The sequence below is a fragment of the Flavobacterium sp. genome (assembly GCF_044373165.1).
Classification (GTDB): Bacteria; Bacteroidota; Bacteroidia; order Flavobacteriales; family Flavobacteriaceae; genus Flavobacterium.
In genome coordinates, this window is record NZ_JBILQL010000006.1 from 22,838 (window position 1) to 41,521 (window position 18,684).

16 protein-coding genes and 1 pseudogene are annotated in these 18,684 nt (G+C 36.2%); 4 read left to right on the forward strand and 13 right to left on the reverse strand.

Features of this window, described 5'->3' with window-relative positions; genetic code table 11:
* Positions 1-9: 9 nt before the first annotated feature.
* Entirely contained in the window at positions 10-1,203 is a 1,194-nt protein-coding gene (locus tag ACIQ32_RS01910) for a hypothetical protein (RefSeq protein ID WP_396193968.1), read from the forward strand.
* Here the strand turns inward: ACIQ32_RS01910 and ACIQ32_RS01915 are convergent.
* The 8 genes from ACIQ32_RS01915 to ACIQ32_RS01950 all read right to left on the reverse strand — a co-directional run bounded on the left by ACIQ32_RS01915 (position 1,200) and on the right by ACIQ32_RS01950 (position 9,657).
* Complete coding sequence (locus ACIQ32_RS01915) at positions 1,200-1,745, reverse strand: hypothetical protein (protein ID WP_396193969.1); 546 nt, start codon at positions 1,743-1,745, stop codon at positions 1,200-1,202. The genes ACIQ32_RS01910 and ACIQ32_RS01915 overlap by 4 nt on opposite strands.
* A gap of 62 nt (positions 1,746-1,807) precedes the next feature.
* A complete protein-coding gene (locus tag ACIQ32_RS01920) occupies positions 1,808-3,025 on the reverse strand; it encodes an acetyl-CoA carboxylase biotin carboxylase subunit family protein (protein ID WP_396193970.1) in 1,218 nt (405 codons plus the stop codon).
* 2 nt (positions 3,026-3,027) lie between these two features.
* Positions 3,028-4,452 carry a leucyl aminopeptidase family protein gene (locus ACIQ32_RS01925; RefSeq protein WP_396193971.1) on the reverse strand — a complete coding sequence of 475 codons (1,425 nt, stop codon included), beginning with the start codon at positions 4,450-4,452 and terminating at the stop codon, positions 3,028-3,030.
* A 1-nt stretch (position 4,453) separates the two neighbouring features.
* On the reverse strand, positions 4,454-5,596 hold the full coding sequence (locus ACIQ32_RS01930; RefSeq protein ID WP_396193972.1) for an alpha/beta hydrolase: 1,143 nt from the start codon (positions 5,594-5,596) through the stop codon (positions 4,454-4,456).
* A gap of 184 nt (positions 5,597-5,780) precedes the next feature.
* Positions 5,781-6,272 carry a hypothetical protein gene (locus tag ACIQ32_RS01935; protein ID WP_396193973.1) on the reverse strand — a complete coding sequence of 164 codons (492 nt, stop codon included), beginning with the start codon at positions 6,270-6,272 and terminating at the stop codon, positions 5,781-5,783.
* A 17-nt stretch (positions 6,273-6,289) separates the two neighbouring features.
* Positions 6,290-7,672, reverse strand: a complete 1,383-nt coding sequence (locus ACIQ32_RS01940) for a sensor histidine kinase (protein ID WP_396193974.1) — start codon at positions 7,670-7,672, stop codon at positions 6,290-6,292.
* Between the two features lie 2 nt (positions 7,673-7,674).
* On the reverse strand, positions 7,675-8,346 hold the full coding sequence (locus tag ACIQ32_RS01945; RefSeq protein ID WP_396193975.1) for a response regulator transcription factor: 672 nt from the start codon (positions 8,344-8,346) through the stop codon (positions 7,675-7,677).
* A gap of 93 nt (positions 8,347-8,439) precedes the next feature.
* Entirely contained in the window at positions 8,440-9,657 is a 1,218-nt protein-coding gene (locus ACIQ32_RS01950; protein WP_396193976.1) for a tyrosine-type recombinase/integrase, read from the reverse strand.
* Positions 9,658-9,766: 109 nt separating this feature from the next.
* Between ACIQ32_RS01950 and ACIQ32_RS01955 the strand changes: the two are divergent.
* Positions 9,767-10,116, forward strand: a pseudogene (locus tag ACIQ32_RS01955) (DUF2200 domain-containing protein).
* An 80-nt stretch (positions 10,117-10,196) separates the two neighbouring features.
* On the opposite strand, the gene ACIQ32_RS01960 reads toward ACIQ32_RS01955, so the two are convergent.
* From ACIQ32_RS01960 to ACIQ32_RS01975, 4 genes are read right to left on the reverse strand one after another with little or no spacing between them, the layout of a single operon-like run.
* Positions 10,197-11,633 carry a DUF3570 domain-containing protein gene (locus ACIQ32_RS01960; protein ID WP_396193977.1) on the reverse strand — a complete coding sequence of 479 codons (1,437 nt, stop codon included), beginning with the start codon at positions 11,631-11,633 and terminating at the stop codon, positions 10,197-10,199.
* Between the two features lie 8 nt (positions 11,634-11,641).
* Positions 11,642-11,851 (reverse strand): DUF4266 domain-containing protein, encoded by a 210-nt coding sequence (locus ACIQ32_RS01965; protein WP_396193978.1) that lies wholly within the window; start codon positions 11,849-11,851, stop codon positions 11,642-11,644.
* Positions 11,844-12,833, reverse strand: coding sequence for an FAD:protein FMN transferase (locus ACIQ32_RS01970; protein WP_396193979.1), 990 nt, complete (start codon positions 12,831-12,833; stop codon positions 11,844-11,846). The genes ACIQ32_RS01965 and ACIQ32_RS01970 overlap by 8 nt, the downstream gene beginning before the upstream one ends.
* Positions 12,834-12,837: 4 nt before the next feature.
* Entirely contained in the window at positions 12,838-13,272 is a 435-nt protein-coding gene (locus tag ACIQ32_RS01975) for a thioredoxin family protein (RefSeq protein ID WP_396193980.1), read from the reverse strand.
* Between the two features lie 168 nt (positions 13,273-13,440).
* On the opposite strand from ACIQ32_RS01975, the gene ACIQ32_RS01980 reads away from it, so the two are divergent.
* Positions 13,441-15,543, forward strand: a complete 2,103-nt coding sequence (locus ACIQ32_RS01980; protein ID WP_396193981.1) for an LTA synthase family protein — start codon at positions 13,441-13,443, stop codon at positions 15,541-15,543.
* 39 nt (positions 15,544-15,582) lie between these two features.
* Here ACIQ32_RS01980 and ACIQ32_RS01985 read toward each other — a convergent pair whose 3' ends face one another.
* Positions 15,583-17,202, reverse strand: coding sequence for a hypothetical protein (locus ACIQ32_RS01985; RefSeq protein WP_396193982.1), 1,620 nt, complete (start codon positions 17,200-17,202; stop codon positions 15,583-15,585).
* Between the two features lie 147 nt (positions 17,203-17,349).
* Here ACIQ32_RS01985 and ACIQ32_RS01990 point away from each other — a divergent pair, with 147 nt between their 5' ends.
* Entirely contained in the window at positions 17,350-18,666 is a 1,317-nt protein-coding gene (locus tag ACIQ32_RS01990) for a serine hydrolase domain-containing protein (RefSeq protein WP_396193983.1), read from the forward strand.
* Positions 18,667-18,684: the final 18 nt, after the last annotated feature.

Consider the following 18,684-nt stretch of genomic DNA (forward strand, 5'->3'; position numbering starts at 1 on the left):
TTCCGTGACATGAATCCTAACTATCGCCAACTTTTTAATGAAAACTTCACTGTGGCAAAATACGAGGCCATGCAGGAAGACATTAATGCTGATTTTAATTACAAAGTAACTTTTCGCATTGGAGAAACCCCTTTTTTTATTCCGAATTCCTTAAAAAAGCAGTTAATAGAAGGCTGTCAAGAAGTTATTACTTTTATTCAAAACAGCGAGTTTAAATCAATAACAAACAGAGCTTTAGAGTTAAATAGAAAAGTTCCAAATGAAGACCGACATACTACTTTTTTGGCAATCGATTTCGGGATTTGTGAAGAAGATGGTGAAATAGTTCCAAAGCTGATTGAAGTACAAGGCTTTCCTTCTTTATTCAATTTTCAGAATCATTTGTCACAAAAATTTGTCAACCACTACCCTTTTTTGTCTGAGTTAACGCCTTTTTTTAACGGATTGAATGCAGAAAGTTATTTAAAACTAATAGAAGAAGTTATCTGTAATGCATTTCCAAAAGAAAACGTAATACTTTTAGAAATTGAACCTGAAAAGCAAAACACCAAGATTGATTTTTATTATTGTAACAAGGATTTAGGAATTCCTATAGTTTGTGTAACCGAATTATATGAAAAAGGAAATCTGTTGTGGTATAAAAACAAATTGGGCAAAGAAATACAAGTAAAACGAATTTACAATAGGGTTATTTTTGACGAACTGGATTTGCGAACAGATTTACAATTGCATTTTGACTTTTCAAAACCGTATGAAGTGGAATGGGCAGGTCATCCAAATTGGTTTTTCAGAATCAGTAAGTTTATTTTGCCCTACTTAAAAGGCAAGTATTTTATCGAAACCACTTTGCTTTCTGATTTAAAAGAAATCCCGAAAGATTTGGAAAATTATGTTTTAAAACCGCTGTTTTCGTTCTCAGGAAGTGGTGTCATTTTCCACGTAAAGCCAGAGGATATTGAAGCAGTCAAGGAAAAAGATTTGTATATTCTTCAAAAGAAAGTAAATTACAAACCCATCATCCAATCGCCTGATGGTAAAGTTAAAGCCGAAGTGCGTTTGTTAGCCGTATGGAAAAAGGAAGCTGCTTCCCCTACATTGGTCACCAATTTAGTCCGTTTGAGCCGCGGTGAAATGATCGGTGTTAAATTCAACAAAGACAAAGATTGGGTGGGCGGAACCATTGGTTTGTTTGAAAAAGATTAACCCAAATAAGCCTTTTTAACTTCAACAAAGCTTTTGTTAGTGGTTATTAAAGCAGTAATTACTTCTTTACGTAAAACTTCCAAATCTGTATAAATTAGATATTTTGCCCAATCCGTTTGCAACATCACTTCCTTTATAGTTCTGATGTTTTTAGCGGTATCTTTTGCATTCCGCAAGATCACTTTTTCTTTTTGAGCGGAGTCTTTATGGTAAAAATTAACCTCTTTTAAATCCCAATCCACTTGAATAAAAAACAATTTAGAAGCATCATCATTAGAATAAAAATCACTCCAATTAGCAAAACCAACGGTCGTACTTTGACTTTTAAACTCATTTAAAGGAATAAGTCTCCAATGACAATTGGCCACTCTTCCCCAATGATTTGAAATGCGAAACAAACCCTCTGGAGAAAAGATATATTGGCTACCGGACTGACTGGTATAATTAATTTTTAAATCTTTGATATCAGCAAAAGGCACCTCTTTCCAGATACAAAAAGTATGAGAGTGAAAGTTGTATTTTGAATAAGTCTTCTTTGCCATAACTTTTTAACTTGAACTTCATTTGTAATTTTGCCAGTCGAAATACAACCAAAATACTTGCATTAATGCAGCTTTTTAACAGCTTCTTGTTGGGCTACAGTAGCATAATCTTTAATTAATCGTTGGGCATAATTATCTAATAGTTCTCGCACTCTAATATGACTTTGGCTTTTAACAATCAATCCCGCATGATAGTCTAAAGGTACTCTAAAACACACTTCATTATCGTTAAACTCGGACAAATCTGGATGTTCAAATTTTGATAAAGTCAACACTATTCCTGCGTATTCTTTTTTAACTTCAGGTAGTTGGTAGGCTTTGTTTTTTACTAAAGCATTTTCAATTTTTGCCCATTCGCCCCATAAATTAATGCCGCTGGCTGCTTCGACCATTTCGGCCAAATGGGCACCGCCTACTCTGGAAGCCGTTTCTAAAAAGTATATTTTACCATCATCATTACATTTTATAAACTCCGTATGATTGGCGCCATGCTGCATCCCAAAAGCTTTTAAGACTTGCTCATTCTGTTTTTTGATGGCTTTGTCGTCTTTTGAATCGTAGGGAATAGTAGCACTTCTGAAAATACCACCACCTTGTGAGATTTCCATTGGTGTGGCTAAATATTGAGAAGTTATGGAAAACAAGGTTTTTCCTTGCCAATTCAGTCCGTCACAGTGATAGACGTCACCGGGTTTGAATTGCTCCACCAAATATTTTATACGATTCTCGCCTAATCCATGAATTTTTTCCCAAAGTTCTTCTTTAGAAGATACTTTCATAATCCCCGAGGCAGAAGCTTCTGAACGTGGTTTTAAAACCCATGGCGGTGAAACTGTATCGGCAAATTCATTGATTTCGGTGTCATTAAACAAAGGACTAAAGGCCGGAATTGGAATGCTGGCTTCTTTGGCTCTGATTCGCATGGCCAATTTATCACGAAAATAGCGCCCTGTAGTTTGTCCCATGCCCGGAATACGTAAATTTTCACGCAAATACGCAGCCTTTTCAACATCAAAATCGTCGAGTGCTACTATGCCGTCAATCTTTTTTTCGCGCATTAAACTTGCTACACCGGATAATAACTCCTCTAAATTCCAATCGACATCTTGACCCGGCATGAAATAAATCTCGTCTATGTATTCGAATGCCCAAGGTTTATCTCTGAGTTTTTCAGAGGTAACTAAATATACTTTATTGCCTTGCTTTTTTAGGTTAATCATAAAATCATTTCCCTTGAAATAATTGGAAATGCAGATGAAATTTTTAATTGGACTTTCCATAGCTATTGATTTTCTATAAAGGTGGTAATTAAATGTACTCCATAGGCTGTGGCGTGCTTTGTTTTGGCAAACTCGCTGTCGCCAAAAGCCACACCGGCTATGTCTAAATGCGCCCAAGAAGAATGTTCTTGGGTAAAATACTCTAAAAATTTAGCTGCAGAAATAGCACCGGCTACCGGTTTCCCGGAGTAATTTTTAACATCGGCTATTTCACTTTCAATATCAGATTTGTAGACATCCCAAAGTGGTAATGGCCACATACGCTCTCCTATAGCATCACCGGCTGCTTGAAGTTTTAATGACAAATCAGTGTTTTTAGTAAACAATCCGGCGCATTCGTAGCCTAAAGTACCAACAACACTTCCGGTTAATGTTGCCAAGTCAATTATGGTTTCAGGTTGATAATTTTTAATCAAATAAGACAAACCATCTACCAATATCAATCGCCCTTCAGCATCTGTGTCGATTACTTCAATGGAATGTCCGGCATAACTCTGAATCACATCACTTGGTCGGAAAGATTGTGCGTCAACCGAATTCTCACAAGCCGGCACTATGGCAGTAACCCGATACGGCAATTGCAAGTCGGCGATCAATTGCATAGCACCTAAAATCGCAGCAGCTCCGGCCATATCACACTTCATTTGCACCATACCCGCCGTTTTTATATTTAAACCACCGGTGTCAAAAGTGATTCCTTTGCCCACCAAACCAAAATGTTTTTTACCGGACTCAGGTCGGTAATCCATAATTATAAACTGTGGTTCATTGGCACTTCCTTGGCCTACAGACAAAAAAGAATGCAAGCCTAATTCAGTAGCTTTGGCTTTGCCGATTACGGTGACTTCAAAACCAAACTGTTTGCCGGCTTGTACAGCCCAATCCGACAAGTATTTGGGATTGACTTTATTAGGTGGTAAATCAACTAAATTTAAGGTTTCTATTTGAGCTGTAGCAATTTTAACGCCTCTTTTTATAGCCTCAGCCACATCGGATTGTGCTGAGTATTGCAACTTAAAATTACTGTCCAAAAAAGGATGCAATTCACTTTTTTTATAATGTCCCAGATTGTAAGTTCCCAATACCAATCCGGATACCGCTGCTTCAACTTGCAGAGTGCTGAATTTTTCCGGAATGGCAAATACAACGTTCACTCCGAAAAGGTCTTTGTGTTTGGAGGCAATTCTGCGGAAAATGGTTTTAATCGATTTATAATCGGTCTCTTTACCCAATCCGATAAAAATGTGTGTACAATCAGCAATTTCTACTACATAACTGCTGTCTTTTTTACCACAAAAAACTTTAGCGGCTACACTAGCCAAGTGAAACTCGATGGGAATTATACTTTTTTCGTAAGTTTCGTAGACTGGAATTAAAAGAGTTCCGGAAAAATCATTAAGATTCGGAATGGATTGAAATGCTATCATTTTATTCGTTTTTATCACTAAAATAAAGCCACTCTATGGCTTTTGGAAATTCATCACTCCAATAGGTTTCGTTGTGTTTGCCTTCTGTATTGATACTCAAACGAACTTTCATCTTGTCGCTGAAGCCTTCTTTTTTGAGTAAGCGTTTCCTGAAATTTTTTACATGGTCAATCATAGTCGCACTTTCATCGCCACCGGCATAGAGATAAATCCGGGTATCTTGCGGTTCGTCCATATCTAAAAAAGACAGTTTAATTTTAGGAACAACCCAAAGCGAAGGAGAAAATATCATGAGTTTACCAAAAATTTCAGGATACATAATTCCGGAAAAAATGCTTACCAATCCGCCCATAGAGCTTCCACCTATACCGGTATGCTCGCGTTGCGGTTTAGTTCTGAAATTGGCGTCTACGAAGGGTTTTAGCGTTTCGGTTAAAAACCGAATATACTTTTTCCCTTCACCGCTTCCCAAAACGGTATTGCCTACATTGTATTCTTTGATGCGCTCTTTTTCGGCATGTTCTACAGCGATGACAATAATTTTACCAATGTTATACTCGGCCATTACGGCTAATTTTTTATCAATTTCCCAATTGCCGTATTTGGCTTTTTCATTGAAGAGATTTTGAGCATCTTGCAAATACAAAACCGGATAAGTTTCGGTGGTGGTTTCGTAATCAAATGGCAATAAAGCCCAAACCCTGCGGGTTTTATTGAGTTGGGGAATTTCAAACTCTTCTGAAATTAAATGGACTTTAGGTAAAAAATGGGATTTAAAAGGCAACCAATTGTGTCGCCATTTGGCCACATGCTCTTTTTTTACTCCGTTGTGTTGCTTGCAACTGCGATTTTCGGTTCGGTTTCCGAACTTGTCAATTTCCACTTCACTCCAATCGCCGCGGGTAAACTTGTACAAGAGTTCTTCAGGATAATTAAAATCGGCGGGGAATTTAAAATGATACAACCCTTGCCCAACTTTTTCCATTTCAAAATTTTTATCTTGTGTTATCCAATGATTGAAATTTCCGGATAAGTAAACAGGACGTTCATCATCTTCATCAGTAGTTAAAATAATATTGAGTTGTGGTTCAATAATTTTAGCAGGTGATGAATCCAAGGTCACATTTTCGGCTGCTTTTTGCATGCTTAAGTCATTTTTCACAGTTAGTAAATATACTCGATTGTGAGATTATTGACAAGTCTTTTGAAAAAATTAGCAGATAATTGATTTGAACGGTTTTTAATAGAAAAAAAATAAAAAAACAGACCTAAAAATAAAAAACCTGACAGCAATGCCATCAGGTTTTTAATGTGAGTTATTGCAAATACTACTCTTCGTGTTCTTTTTCTGCCTCTGAAGAAGTGTTAGAAGCAGCTGCATCAGCTCGGATTTCAGTATGTCGGATTTCGCCTCCGGTAGTTCCGGTTAATTGTGCAAAATAAATAGCAATTATACTGATGATCAAAGTTAGGATTGAGACCAATTTAGCCTGGCTGTGTTTTTTAATTGTTGTATACAATCCAAACAAAGAAAACGCGCCTAAAACATACAAAGCCAAAGCTAATTTTTCGGCAATTTCTTCATGTTCGTGAATAATATCATGGCCAACTGTTGGCATGTCTTCTACCATTTCTTCAGCACCTTCGCCGGTACTCATACTTACAGCTGCAAAAATGGCTGCAATTACAAAAAGGACATAGGCTACATTTTTAATGGTATTGTTTTTTAAAAATAGTCCGGTTAGGAGAATACCGGCTCCAAAAATAGTTCCGATGATGGGAAAGTGATTAACCACCATGTGCAAGTGTGCTTCGTTCATAAAAAATAGGTTTTAGTTTAGTTAGAAAATTTCAATATTACTTTGGTTCCTTTGTGTTCTTCGCTGTCAATTTGCAAGTCAATTTCTAATAATAAAGATAATCTTTTTACGATAGACAAGCCTAAACCGGTACCTTTAATTTCCGGATGTTGGTTCGATTTCGAGCGGTAAAACTGATCGAATATTTTTTGCAAATCCTCTTGCGCTATACCAATTCCGTTATCGGCGATTGAGCAAAGAGTTCCTGAAGGAGTTTCAATAATCTCAAATGCAATAGTGTCATTTGGTTTTGAATATTTAACCGCATTGTTTAAGATGTTATTGACAATAATGCCCAGCAAATAAGCATCAGTAGTCACATAAAAATCTTTGCTGAAACTGGTCTTACACTTGAGTTTTTTCTCGGTGATGATAGTTGTATTTCTTGAAATAACATCCAAAAAGACAGCATTTAAAGAAACTTTTTCCAACTTTAATGTTTGTCGCTGATTTTCAAAACGCGCCAACAACAGTAATTCGTCGACCAAATGATTGAGGCGATTGACTTCACTGATACAAAATGAAATTTTCTCTTTGTACTCTTCAGGATCGCGAGGTTTGCGAATTAAGACTTCCAATGTTCCTTTGATTACGGCTAATGGCGTGCGCAATTCATGCGAGGCATCTGAAGTAAATTGCTTTTCTCTTTCAATGGCATTCTCTACCCTATCCAATAAATTATTGATGGTTTTGGATAAAATGAACAACTCATCTCGGTTTTGCGGCAATGGGATTCTCGACTTTAAGTTGTCTTTGGTAATCACATTAGAGGTTTCAATTATGGCACTGATAGGTTTTATACTCTTTCCGGCTATAAAACGTGCGATGAGAAACAACACTAACAAAATCATAGGATAAGCCAGCAGCATAATTTTAAACAAATTATTCAGTACCATGACCGAATCTTCCAGCGACATGGCTACAATTAAATAACCAATAATTTTAGTACCTTGGTAAAGTGGTACTTGAATTTGTCTGACTGAAATATTTTCCAGCTTGGTATCGAATAATTCATTTACCGGTGCATCCGGTTTGTAAACCAATTGTTTTTGTTTCAGATTGGGAGATTTTTCTACCATAGTACCTAATTCATCAACAAATTGGATAAAAGCCGGACTGACTTCTACTTTATTAAATTGACTGAGTTTCCACTCTTCTTCTTCAATCAGAAGAACGCAATTTTCAATTACTTCAATTTCTTGTAAATGCTCGGTTACCTCGGTTTTGATTTCATTATTAACCCGAATGTATATACTGAATTTTACAATAGAATAAATAGCAAAAAACACCACAAAAATTAATAATGCAGTAGTGATAATATAATTGGAAGCTATTCTGTTTTTAAACGAAAGTTGTTGCATAATCAGGATTCATCATTGGCTATATAGCCAACACCGCGAATGGTTTTAATAAAATCTTCTTCTACTTTTAAATTCAATTTTTTTCGGATGGCGTTCATAAAAACATCGATAACACCCGTATCATAATCAAAATGAATATCCCAAACATCTTGTATAATTTGCGCTCTCGAGCAAACTTTTCCTTTGTTTTTGACCAAATAATGCAACAAATCAAATTCTTTTTGGGTAAAAGAAACTTCTTTTTTATCTACAGTAACTTGGTGCTTTTGGAGGTCAATTGCAATAGGTCCTAATCTTAAAATTTCCTCTTCCGGTTGGTCTCTCAATTGCACTTTGATGCGTTCCACCAATTCATCAAAACTAAAAGGCTTTTTGATGTAATCATTGGCACCGGCTTTTAAACCTTCTACTGTTTCTTGCACCGTATCTTTGGCCGTTAAAAACAATATAGGCACTTTAGTATTGGTTTGTCTGACTGCTTTACACAACTCTAATCCTGTCATTTTAGGCAACATCCAATCTAATAATAACAAATCAAATTTAGCGTTAAGAAAGGTCTCTAAACCCGACTTTCCATCAGTAACAGCAGTTACTTGGTAACCTTCTTCCTCCAATCCTTGTTTCAAAAATTGCACTATTCCTTCTTCGTCTTCAACAATTAAAAGGTTTTTCATAAAGTTTCTCTATTTACACTAGCTAAGGTACTACTTTTTCTGTAGTAGCTTTACAATCCATTTGGGTTTTAAGGGAAAATTAATTTGACTTTATCAGTAGATAAAATTTTCGACGGCCTTATCCAATTCTTCGTTGATAATTTTAGCATAAATCTGCGTTGTTCTAATGTCTTGATGGTCCATTAGTTTAGAAACATGCTCAATCCGCATACCGTTGTTCAGTGCATTGGTTGCAAAACTGTGGCGGCTTAAATGAAATGATAAAGAAAATGGCAGTTTTAACATTCTCCCCATGCGGTTGAGTTGAAAATTGGCGTAATGGTTCTCTTTGGATGAAGTGTTATACCTAAATTCTTCACTGGAATTGTAGCTTTTTTTATCAGTGATGATTGGAAAAATATAATCATCCGGTTCAGCATCATTTTTTAGATATTTACTAAGAATATCGGAGGCTACTTTACCCATTTTAAACTGATGCAATCTTCCTGTTTTACGAATCACTTTCTTGATTCTTTGTTCATTCGGATTATAGTTTCCGTATTTGAGTTCAATCACATCACTGAATCTCAAACCACCGGCGTAAGTTGAAAAAAGGAATAAATCACGCCACAAATCGGCTCTCTTGGCTTGCTTGAGGTCTAAATTTGTCAAAGCATATATTTGTTCTTTGTTGAGAAAATAACGCCTCTGAGCATTTTTCCTTAGCGTCAGTTTATCAAATGGATACAGATGCTGAGGAATAATGTCTTCTTTAATGGCATCTTTGAAAATAATGGCTAAAATCATAACCGAATACCGTTGCGTAGAAGGTCCGTTATTTAATTGATTGCCCATAAAAGCCAAATAATTTTTCAAAAGTGTGACCGTGATATCGTCAAAATAAACCTCTCTTTTTCCCAGATAAGTTTGAAATTTCCTGATGTAAACAGTATAGCTTCTGTAGGTGCCAAATGATACGCTGCCTTTCATTTTCTCACAGTGGGCATAAGCATATTCAAAAAAGTTAGGAACCCTTTTTCCTATGATGGCTTCTTTAAGTTTGCTGATGGAAACGGTTTTGATTTTACGTTCCATATCAGCAATTTGACCTTCTGCATCGGCAATTTTTTGTGATAATGAAGCATTGATTTTGACACTGTTCGGATGCTTTTTTGTGACTTTTTGCTTTGCGCCATTCCATTCGCTTCCTTTGAGTTTGACTCCGGCACTGAGGTAACTCGTTCTTCGGTCTTTTGTAAGACGAATGTACAAAGGTGAGTGTCCGGATTGATCAACTTGAGCCGTTCTTAGAATTAGCCTGATAGATGCCATAATTTTAAAATTTTAAATTTGTTAGTAAAGTGCTGCAAAGCAATGAAATTCGGAACATTTCTGAATCAAATAAATTGGCTACTTTTGAAAATCAATTACCCTATTTAACATGAAAAACGAAAAAATATTTGCCATGCCTTTGGCTAGTGTTTATCCGCATTATATCAAAAAAGTGACTTCAAAAGGTCGAACCCAAGAAGAATTGGAAACCGTATTTTTTTGGCTAACCGGTTACGATGCAAAAGCCTTGCAGGAAAAACTCGACCAAAAAACAAGCTTTGCAGACTTTTTCGCAAATGCCCCAAGATTAAACCCAAATGTTTCCAAAATCACCGGCGTAATTTGTGGTTATCGAGTAGAAGATATTGAAGATCCGCTCATGAAAAAATACGCTATCTCGACAAATTGATTGACGAATTGGCCAAAGGAAAAACCCTGGAGAAAATTTTAAGAAACTAAAAAAGCAACCCAACCGGATTGCTTTTTTTATGCTGTATAACTGAAGAAGTAATGATGAAAAATAAAATTCACCGCGTTTATCATTTGTCCATTACAAACTTAAACGCTAATGAAACAATATCGGCACTCAAAGTGTCGCTTCGGTCATAATGATTGTAACGGAAATCAATGTTTTTAAGGCCAAACTTCCAAACATGTGCTTTGGTAAAAATATCCAAGTAAGTGGCGCCAATGCCATATTGATTTGAATTAAAAGTAGACAAATCATAATCGGAAGTATAATACTTATCGGTAGACAGATGCGTTTCAAAAGGAGCAAAATATTTCGACTCCGTTTGGGTGTAATAACGATACATCGGATAAACGGTAAAATGGTCGTTCAATTTTATCGGTATTTCAAGATTAGCCGTGTGTGCCGAAATTCCCCAATTGTCTGTGTAATAACGATAATAAGTGCGCAACTTAAATGTTTCATTAATGTAATAGTTCAACCTAACTCCTATCGGCAATTTGAATCTTGAATTCGGTAAACGTTCAATGTCGTCTGCCAATCGGTAAACGCCAATATTTTCCGGACTTTCATACACCGGAATGTATTGGGTTTGGCCTATGTAATAATTGGCTTTGTCGGCAAAATAAATTCGGTGATAAGGCGTGGATAATAACCCTTGTTGTTGCAACACATCAAAAAACAACGAAACTTGTAACTTCTTGGTTAAAATTTGAGAAAACGAAAACGATAACGAATAAGAGTTTCGGTTAACCGATTTGATTTCTGTAAACTGAGAGGGCAAATAACCGTTGGAAGCCAATCCGTTTTGGTCATAAACTGTAACGCCGCTAAAATATCCGTTGTTTAAAAATGAATTGCCGTATTTATCGTACTCGTGTAATTCGGTGGGTAAAATGGGACGCCATTGATCCAAATAGACATTTCCTTTTAGGCTCAACTCTGTATTCTTTTGATTGAATAATTTGGCTACACCACCACCAAAACCAATCGATGTGTAATCATATTCATTTGAAAAAGCCACATCGGCGTTCCAAATAAAATTTCGGTCGTCGGAACTGTGGCTGTAATTGATCACCACACTGGTCAATGCGTCTTGTGCCGAAGCTCCTGATGAAGCCAACCAAGGAGTTCCATAAGGAGTAGTACCGGCTTTATCATCGTCGTCATCGTCATCATGCCCACCTGATGCACCACTATTATTGAATGGATTAATATTACTAGATGACGCAGAGGTATAAGCAGAGAGTCCGGCATCAACCGTTAAAATAGCATCAGCACTCATTGGAATACTCACTACAATGTTTGAGGCTAAATCGGTTAATTTTTCAGAACCCATACCACCGGAAACAGCCGAATGAATTCCGTCTTGTTTGTAATAACTCAATAAAAAATCAACTTCAGTGGCTTCTAAAACTCTCTTTTTAAAAGTAGCCGTAGAGTCTTTCTCCTGCGAAAAAGAGCGATAACCACCCAGTAAGGCTAATATGCATATATATTTTTTCATTTCAAATCTTAATTACATCCGCATCCACCACCGGTTTTTCCGCCATTGGCACCGGCGGCCGCTTCTCGATACACCTGAAAAGTAACTTCATAGCGTTCGGCTGTTTTGGCCGATAATTTCATTTCGGTATCGTTGATATATTCTTTCTCGTACTCTTTCACTGCCGTGCAAGAAGACAAGGCTAAAAGCACAATCGATAAACCAATTATTTTATTCATTTTGATAATTTTTAATATCTATATTTCTGGAGGTAGTAATTTTGCCGTCTTCATCCACCATGATACATCCTATTCCCGGCAATTGATTGATTAAATCCATTCCTACTTCTTTTCCTAAAACAAAAACTCCGGTGGCTAAAGCATCGGCTAATTCGGTAGTTTTAGCAAAAACACTAACGCTTATCAAACCTGTAGCCGGGTAACCGGTGCGAGTATCGATAATATGCGAGTATCGTTTGCCGTTAAAAGTAACATACTTTTCATAGCTTCCTGAAGTTTCCACTGCCGTATCTTCTAAGGGAAAAGTGGCGAAGATTTTATTTTTGTTCATTGGATTTTTAATCCCCACTTTCCAAGGCTGTCCATTGGGTTGTTTACCCCAAGTACTGATGTCTCCGGACACATTAACCAAACCCGCGATACAACCTTTGGAAGACAACAACGCTTTAATCTTATCGGCTATATAACCTTGTCCGATTCCACCCATGCCCAGTTTCATGCCTTCTAATTTGAGAAACACGGTTTGGTTTTCTTGATCAATCAATATGTTTTGATACCCTACCTTGGCCACCGATTTTTTGATGGCTTCAGGTGACGGCATTTCTTTCATACTCCCGTCAAATTTCCAAATTCTGTCCATTGAGGCGTAGCTGATATCAAATGCACCATCGGTGAGTTTTGATATTTTTATGGAACGTTCTATTAAATCAATTAATTCTTGAGGTACTCTTACCGGCTTGATTCCCGCATTTTTATTAATCTCCGATAAAGGAGTTGTCGGAATCCAATCAGAGATCAAATTTTCTATTCGTTTGACTTCGGCTACTGCCATATCTTCGTATTCATTCGCCTGTAATGTATCGTTAGTCACTACCGTAATTTCAAACGGACTGCCCAGCAAACTCAGCTTTCTTTTGTGAATGAGTTGGGCATTGGCAGTAAGACCAATCAACAATACAGAAAAATAAAGCAGTGATTTCATGGTATTACTTTATTATGGCTTGTAATTCAGCTATATATTTCGCAGCATTTTGGTTCTCATAGCCTTTTTTGGCGACTACTTTACCCTTAGCGTCTAAAACAACTACCAAAGGAAAATATCCTTCCGGGTTGTACTTTTCAGCTAAAGCTTTATTCGATTCTTGCAAGGTTTCGGGTAAAACATTGGCTTTCTTTTTAGGAAAATCGGCTCTAAGCAACACTAATTTTTCAGTGGCATATGATTTGAATTCTTCTGACTGCCAAACATTCCTATCTAATTTGATACAAGGCGCACACCAATCTGATCCCGAGAACACTAAAACAATTGACTTGTTTTGTGTGGTAGCAGCTGTTTTGGCTTCTTCTAAATTGGTAGTCCAGTTTTGAGAAAAAACCAAGGATGAAAAAAGTAACATAGCAAATTGAATGGTATACTTCATGAGATAATTTTAAGCTAAAACATTTAGAAAAGGCACTACCCTACCGGATGTAAAATTATTGTTTTAGACTTCAGTATTTACCCCTTTTTATTTCTTAAGTAAATCTTAATTTAACACTTGTAGGGTTATTAATCTCCGACCTGTTTCAACATCATAAAAATTCCATTTATGTTCTACTTCAAAAGATATTCTCCATTCATCCTCCTTCTTCTCTTATTTTTGGTCATCAATGCACTTTTAAGAACCGTTTTGTTGTTGCATCCCATAACCCAATCGGAGTTTGAGTTAGTTGACCTTATGAAAATTTATTTTTGGGGTGGTTTGTCTGATTTTTTTGTATACAGTATTGGAAGTATCTTTTTGTGGCTTTATCTATTGTTTTTATCGGATAAAAAATATGCAGCACCTACCGGATATATTGTCTTTGGGCTGCTAATTTTGCTATTAGCATACCTCACTTTTTTTAATACCATTTTAGATGAATACGGTGGTTCGTTACCGGAAATTGTGATCGGGTTTCTTAGCCTTAAAACCATTTGCTTTGGTTTATTATTGTTTTTACCTAAATACAGAAAATCTATACGATTGGGATTGTATTCGTTAACCATCTTCCTCTTTGTTTTGGTAATGGTTCAAAATGCAGTTAGTGAATTTTTCTTTTGGAATGAGTTTGGCGTTCGCTATAACTTTATCGCTGTAGACTATTTGGTTTATACCAATACTGTAATTGGGAATATCATGGAATCCTATCCGGTAGTGCCTTTATTTTTGTCGGTAGGAATCATTACTATTGGAATTACTTATTGGATTGTTAAAAACAGCTTGTATTTTTTAGATAACTTACCAAAGTCAACGGATAAAATAAAAGGTACTGTTGCCTATACCGTGTTGTTTGTTACTGCAGTAACAGTTATCCCAATGTTAGGAGATAAAGCCAACAACGACAACGTATTTGTAAACGAATTACAAGCCAACGGAATCTATAAGTTTGCCATAGCTTTTAAAAATAACGAATTGGATTTTGATACTTATTACAAAACCCTATCGTCTAAAAAAGCATTTGCTTTATTGAAAAAAGCCATGCAAGGAACTTCAAATAACAGTACTCTAAGAATGGTCAAAAGCGAAGGCGATGAATTAAAGAAGAATGTGGTTTTAATCACCGTTGAAAGCTTGAGTGAAGAATTTATGACCGAATTCGGAAACCAAAAACACATCACTCCTTTTTTAGATTCATTGGCAGAAAAGAGCTTGCAGTTTACCAATCTTTATGCTGTTGGCAACAGAACTGTGAGAGGATTGGAAGCGGTTACTTTATGCTTACCTCCAAGTCCGGCCGAAAGTGTAGTAAAACGCAAAGACAATAAAAATAAATTTTCAACAGGATCTATTTTTAAAGGAAAAGGATATACTGTTAAATATTTTTATGGTGGCGATGCTTATTTTGATAATATGGAAGATTTCTTTGGAGGCAATGGTTATGAGATTATTGATAAAAAATCATTTCAACCCCAAGAAATTACCTTTCAAAACATTTGGGGTGTTTGTGATGAAGACATGTACCGCAAAGCTATTCAAGAAATGAACCAAGAAGCTAAACAAAACCGACCTTTCTTCAATCATATCATGACCGTTAGCAACCATCGACCCTTTACCTATCCGGAAGGTAAAATTGATATTTCAAGTAAATCAAAATCGAGAAACGGCGGTGTAAAATATACCGATTATGCCTTGAAACAGTTTTTTAGTATGGCACAAAAGCAAACTTGGTTTAAGAATACAGTCTTTGTCATTGTAGCCGACCATTGTGCCTCGAGTTCAGGTAAAACCGAATTGCCATTAGAAAAATACCGCATTCCGGCTTTGGTTTATGCTCCGGGTTTTATTGCTCCTAAACATGTTCCGACCTTAATGTCACAAATAGATTTAATGCCAACAGTCATGGGCCTTTTGAATTTTTCTTATGAAAGTAAATTTTTTGGCCAAGATGTCTTTCAGTCCGATTACCAAGCCAGAGCTTTTATTGCTACCTATCAAGATTTGGGTTTGATTAAAAACAATGTACTTACCATCCTTTCTCCGGTAAAGAAAGTCAAGCAATACCGGTTAATTCAGAAAAAGAATAAAGAATTGAAACCCGAGTTTGAAATCCATTATACAGAGCAACCAATGCAGCATCTTAATAAGCAATTGATTGAGGAAACGATAGCGTATTACCAAACTACCGCACATTTATTAAAAGCAAAGAAACTCAACAAAACTAAAGCATAAAAAAAGTCCCTCACACGAGGGACTTTTTTTGAACATTATTTATTTGCATGCTTCCAGCGCTTCGGCAAAAGCAATAATACTTTCCAGATTATTTTTAAACTCTTTCTTCTCAACCCTTTCCAAAAGTGTAGGACAACCTTTGGCCATTTCTTCAAATCGTTTTTTAGGTCCTAACATCCAACCGGCAGAGGCATTGGATTTTCCTTCAGACTCATTGGTCATTTTAAGGATTATTTCTCCGTTGAAATATTGGTAAATGCTGATTTTATTTCCCACAAACATTTCTTTAGCAAACTTTTTACTGGCCGATGCCATGGTCATTCCGCCATTGTCTACTGATACACGGAAAGAAACTGTTGCATATTCTTCGCCATTGCTCAAAATAAGACGGGAAATCTCATTGGCTTTGAAATTTCTTTCTGAAAATTTACCTTGAAAATCTTTTACCGTTACTGTTACGGCATCGCTCAAATTCATAGCCCTGCTTTTGTGCATATAACCGGCAATAGTGTCTTTTTTGATGGTTAGCATATAAGCTAAAATATAATTTTGGTCGGTTTCAATACTGTATGGCGCGCTACTAACCGGTGCACTGGAAGTATTTCCGGAATACGTTGGCTGCTTTTCTTCGAATATAAAATTCTTGGTTTCAACCGTAAAATGACGATTTGGCGTTTGGTTAGCTTTTAGAAGTGTCAACAAATCATTGTTGGCTTTTAACATGGTTTCTCCATCGGATTTGTCATAATCATTGGCGATTAATTTTTGACAATATTCGTTAGACTTTTCGGGATTGTCTAACAAATAATAAATTTTGGACAAGTTAAAATAAGCACTGTATCTGATTTTTCGGTGCGCTTTTTCATCTTCATTATATTTGTTAGGCAATGATTCAAAATAAGCAATGGATTCTTTTACTTCGTTGGCAATATCGGTAGTTGGCTCGGCAAAGTTCATTTTGTCGAAAGCATTTTTTACCGTCAAATAGGCATTGTACTCTGCCAATTGTTCCGGATGCTTTTTGTTGGCTAAAATCCACAATTTATCAGTACCATTTTTTACAGGATAGCCAAATTCATCATTCAATTCATTGTTCAAAGTGGTTACAACTTCATTCGTGAAATTATTTCTGATTAAGTTGTAGATACCGTATTGAAAACTTTCGGCTTGAGAATAATTTTCGTATTCCTGACTTTTAGCACTTCGCTGTGCCGTAAAATTAATCACCTTATTTACCTTACCGTCACTACTTACCACTTTGGCATTTCCGTCTTGTGTGTATGAATACACCACAGTGTAGTAATATTTGTTAGTTACCCTTCCGCTTTTATCTTTAGAAGAACTTATCCTGTTGGTTATGTCTTTTTTAGTGATAGCCGGATTTTGCAAAACTACTTCCACACTCAAATAACCATTTTTTTCTTTCTTTTCAAAACCACTGATAGTGACTTGATTTTCTATGAAATACTTTGGTTTGTTGTATTGCAAATTGCGATCGATGTTGGTCACAAAGGAATAAGTTCTATTTTTTTTATCGGCTATAGGTTTGGTGGGAAGGTTTACATAAGAATAATTAATGTCAAACGGATCCAAATCGGTCGACTGAGCCGATGAAGCTAAACCGATAAGCAAAAAGCTTGCTAAAAGTAATTTTTTCATTTTTAGGTTATTTTTTGCCAAATATAGACGAATAAATGCAATGCCATATTGTTTGTTTAACGGAATTTCAACGGAATATAGGAATTGTGGTTTTTACTTGTGATGATTTTCGATACTTTTACAGAAACTTATTTAACTATTCTTACTATGAAAATCAAATTTCCCTTTTTGTTAAGTATACTGTTTTGGTCTTCAATAACTCTTGCGCAAAACGATTATGCCAAATTAGACAGTTTATTTACCTTACTCGAAAGCAACAACAAATTCATGGGAAGCGTAGCCATTAGTGAAGGCGGAAAAATATTATACAGTAAATCCGTCGGCATAACCGATTTGTATACCAAAAAAAGAGCAACTAATGCCACTAAGTACAGAATTGGGTCTATCTCTAAAATGTTTACATCGGTTATGATTTTCAAAGCGGTAGAAGAAAACAAATTGACTTTGGATCAAACCATTGAGGCTTATTTTCCATCAGTGCCCAATGCCAAAAAAATCACAATTAGTCATTTATTAAATCATCGTAGCGGAATTTACAACATCACCAACAGTGGTGATTATTGGAAGTACTACACCCAACCCAAAACGCAAGCCGAAATGGTAGCCATCATCGCCAAGACCAAAAGTGATTTTGAACCCGACAGCAAAGCAGATTACAGCAATTCGAATTATATCTTGTTGAGCTATATTTTGGAAAAGGTGTATAAAAAACCATTTGGTGATATCTTGACTGAAAAAATCACCAAACCCCTAAATTTAAAAAATACTTATTTGGGTAACCGAATTAATTTAGGAAAAAATGAATGTTATTCGTTTACCTACACGGAAGAATGGACAACAGAAAAAGAAACCGATCCTTCCATTCCGCTTGGTGCCGGTGCTATAGTTTCCAACCCAACTGATTTAACCCTTTTTATTGAAAGTTTATTTGCCGGAAAGATTATTTCCAAAAAGAGTTTAGACCAAATGACCACTATCAAAGACAATTTTGGAATGGGTATTTTTCAACTTCCGTTTGATCAAAGAAAAGGATTTGGTCATACCGGAGGAATCGATGGATTTAGTTCGTCATTGGGTTATTTCCCCGACAGTAATGTATCAGTCGCCTTAACTTCAAACGGTAATAATTTTGACAACAATCAAATTATGATTGCCTTGTTGAGCACTTATTACGCCATACCTTTTGAAATGCCATCGTTTAAAACAGTTGCCTTAACAGAAGAAGAATTGGACAAATACTTGGGCAACTTTGCCAGTGAGGAATTGGCGATGACCATTAAAGTAACCCGAAAAGCCAATACGCTTTATGCACAAGCTACCGGTCAAAGTGAATTTCCTTTAGACGCTACTAAGGCGGATACTTTTGAGTTTTTAGCAGCTGGAATCAAATTAAAATTTGATTTGGCCAACCAACAAATGACCTTGCATCAAGGCGGAAAGAGTTTTATTTTCAGGAAACTTTAAAAGGTATGCTGTTTTCTT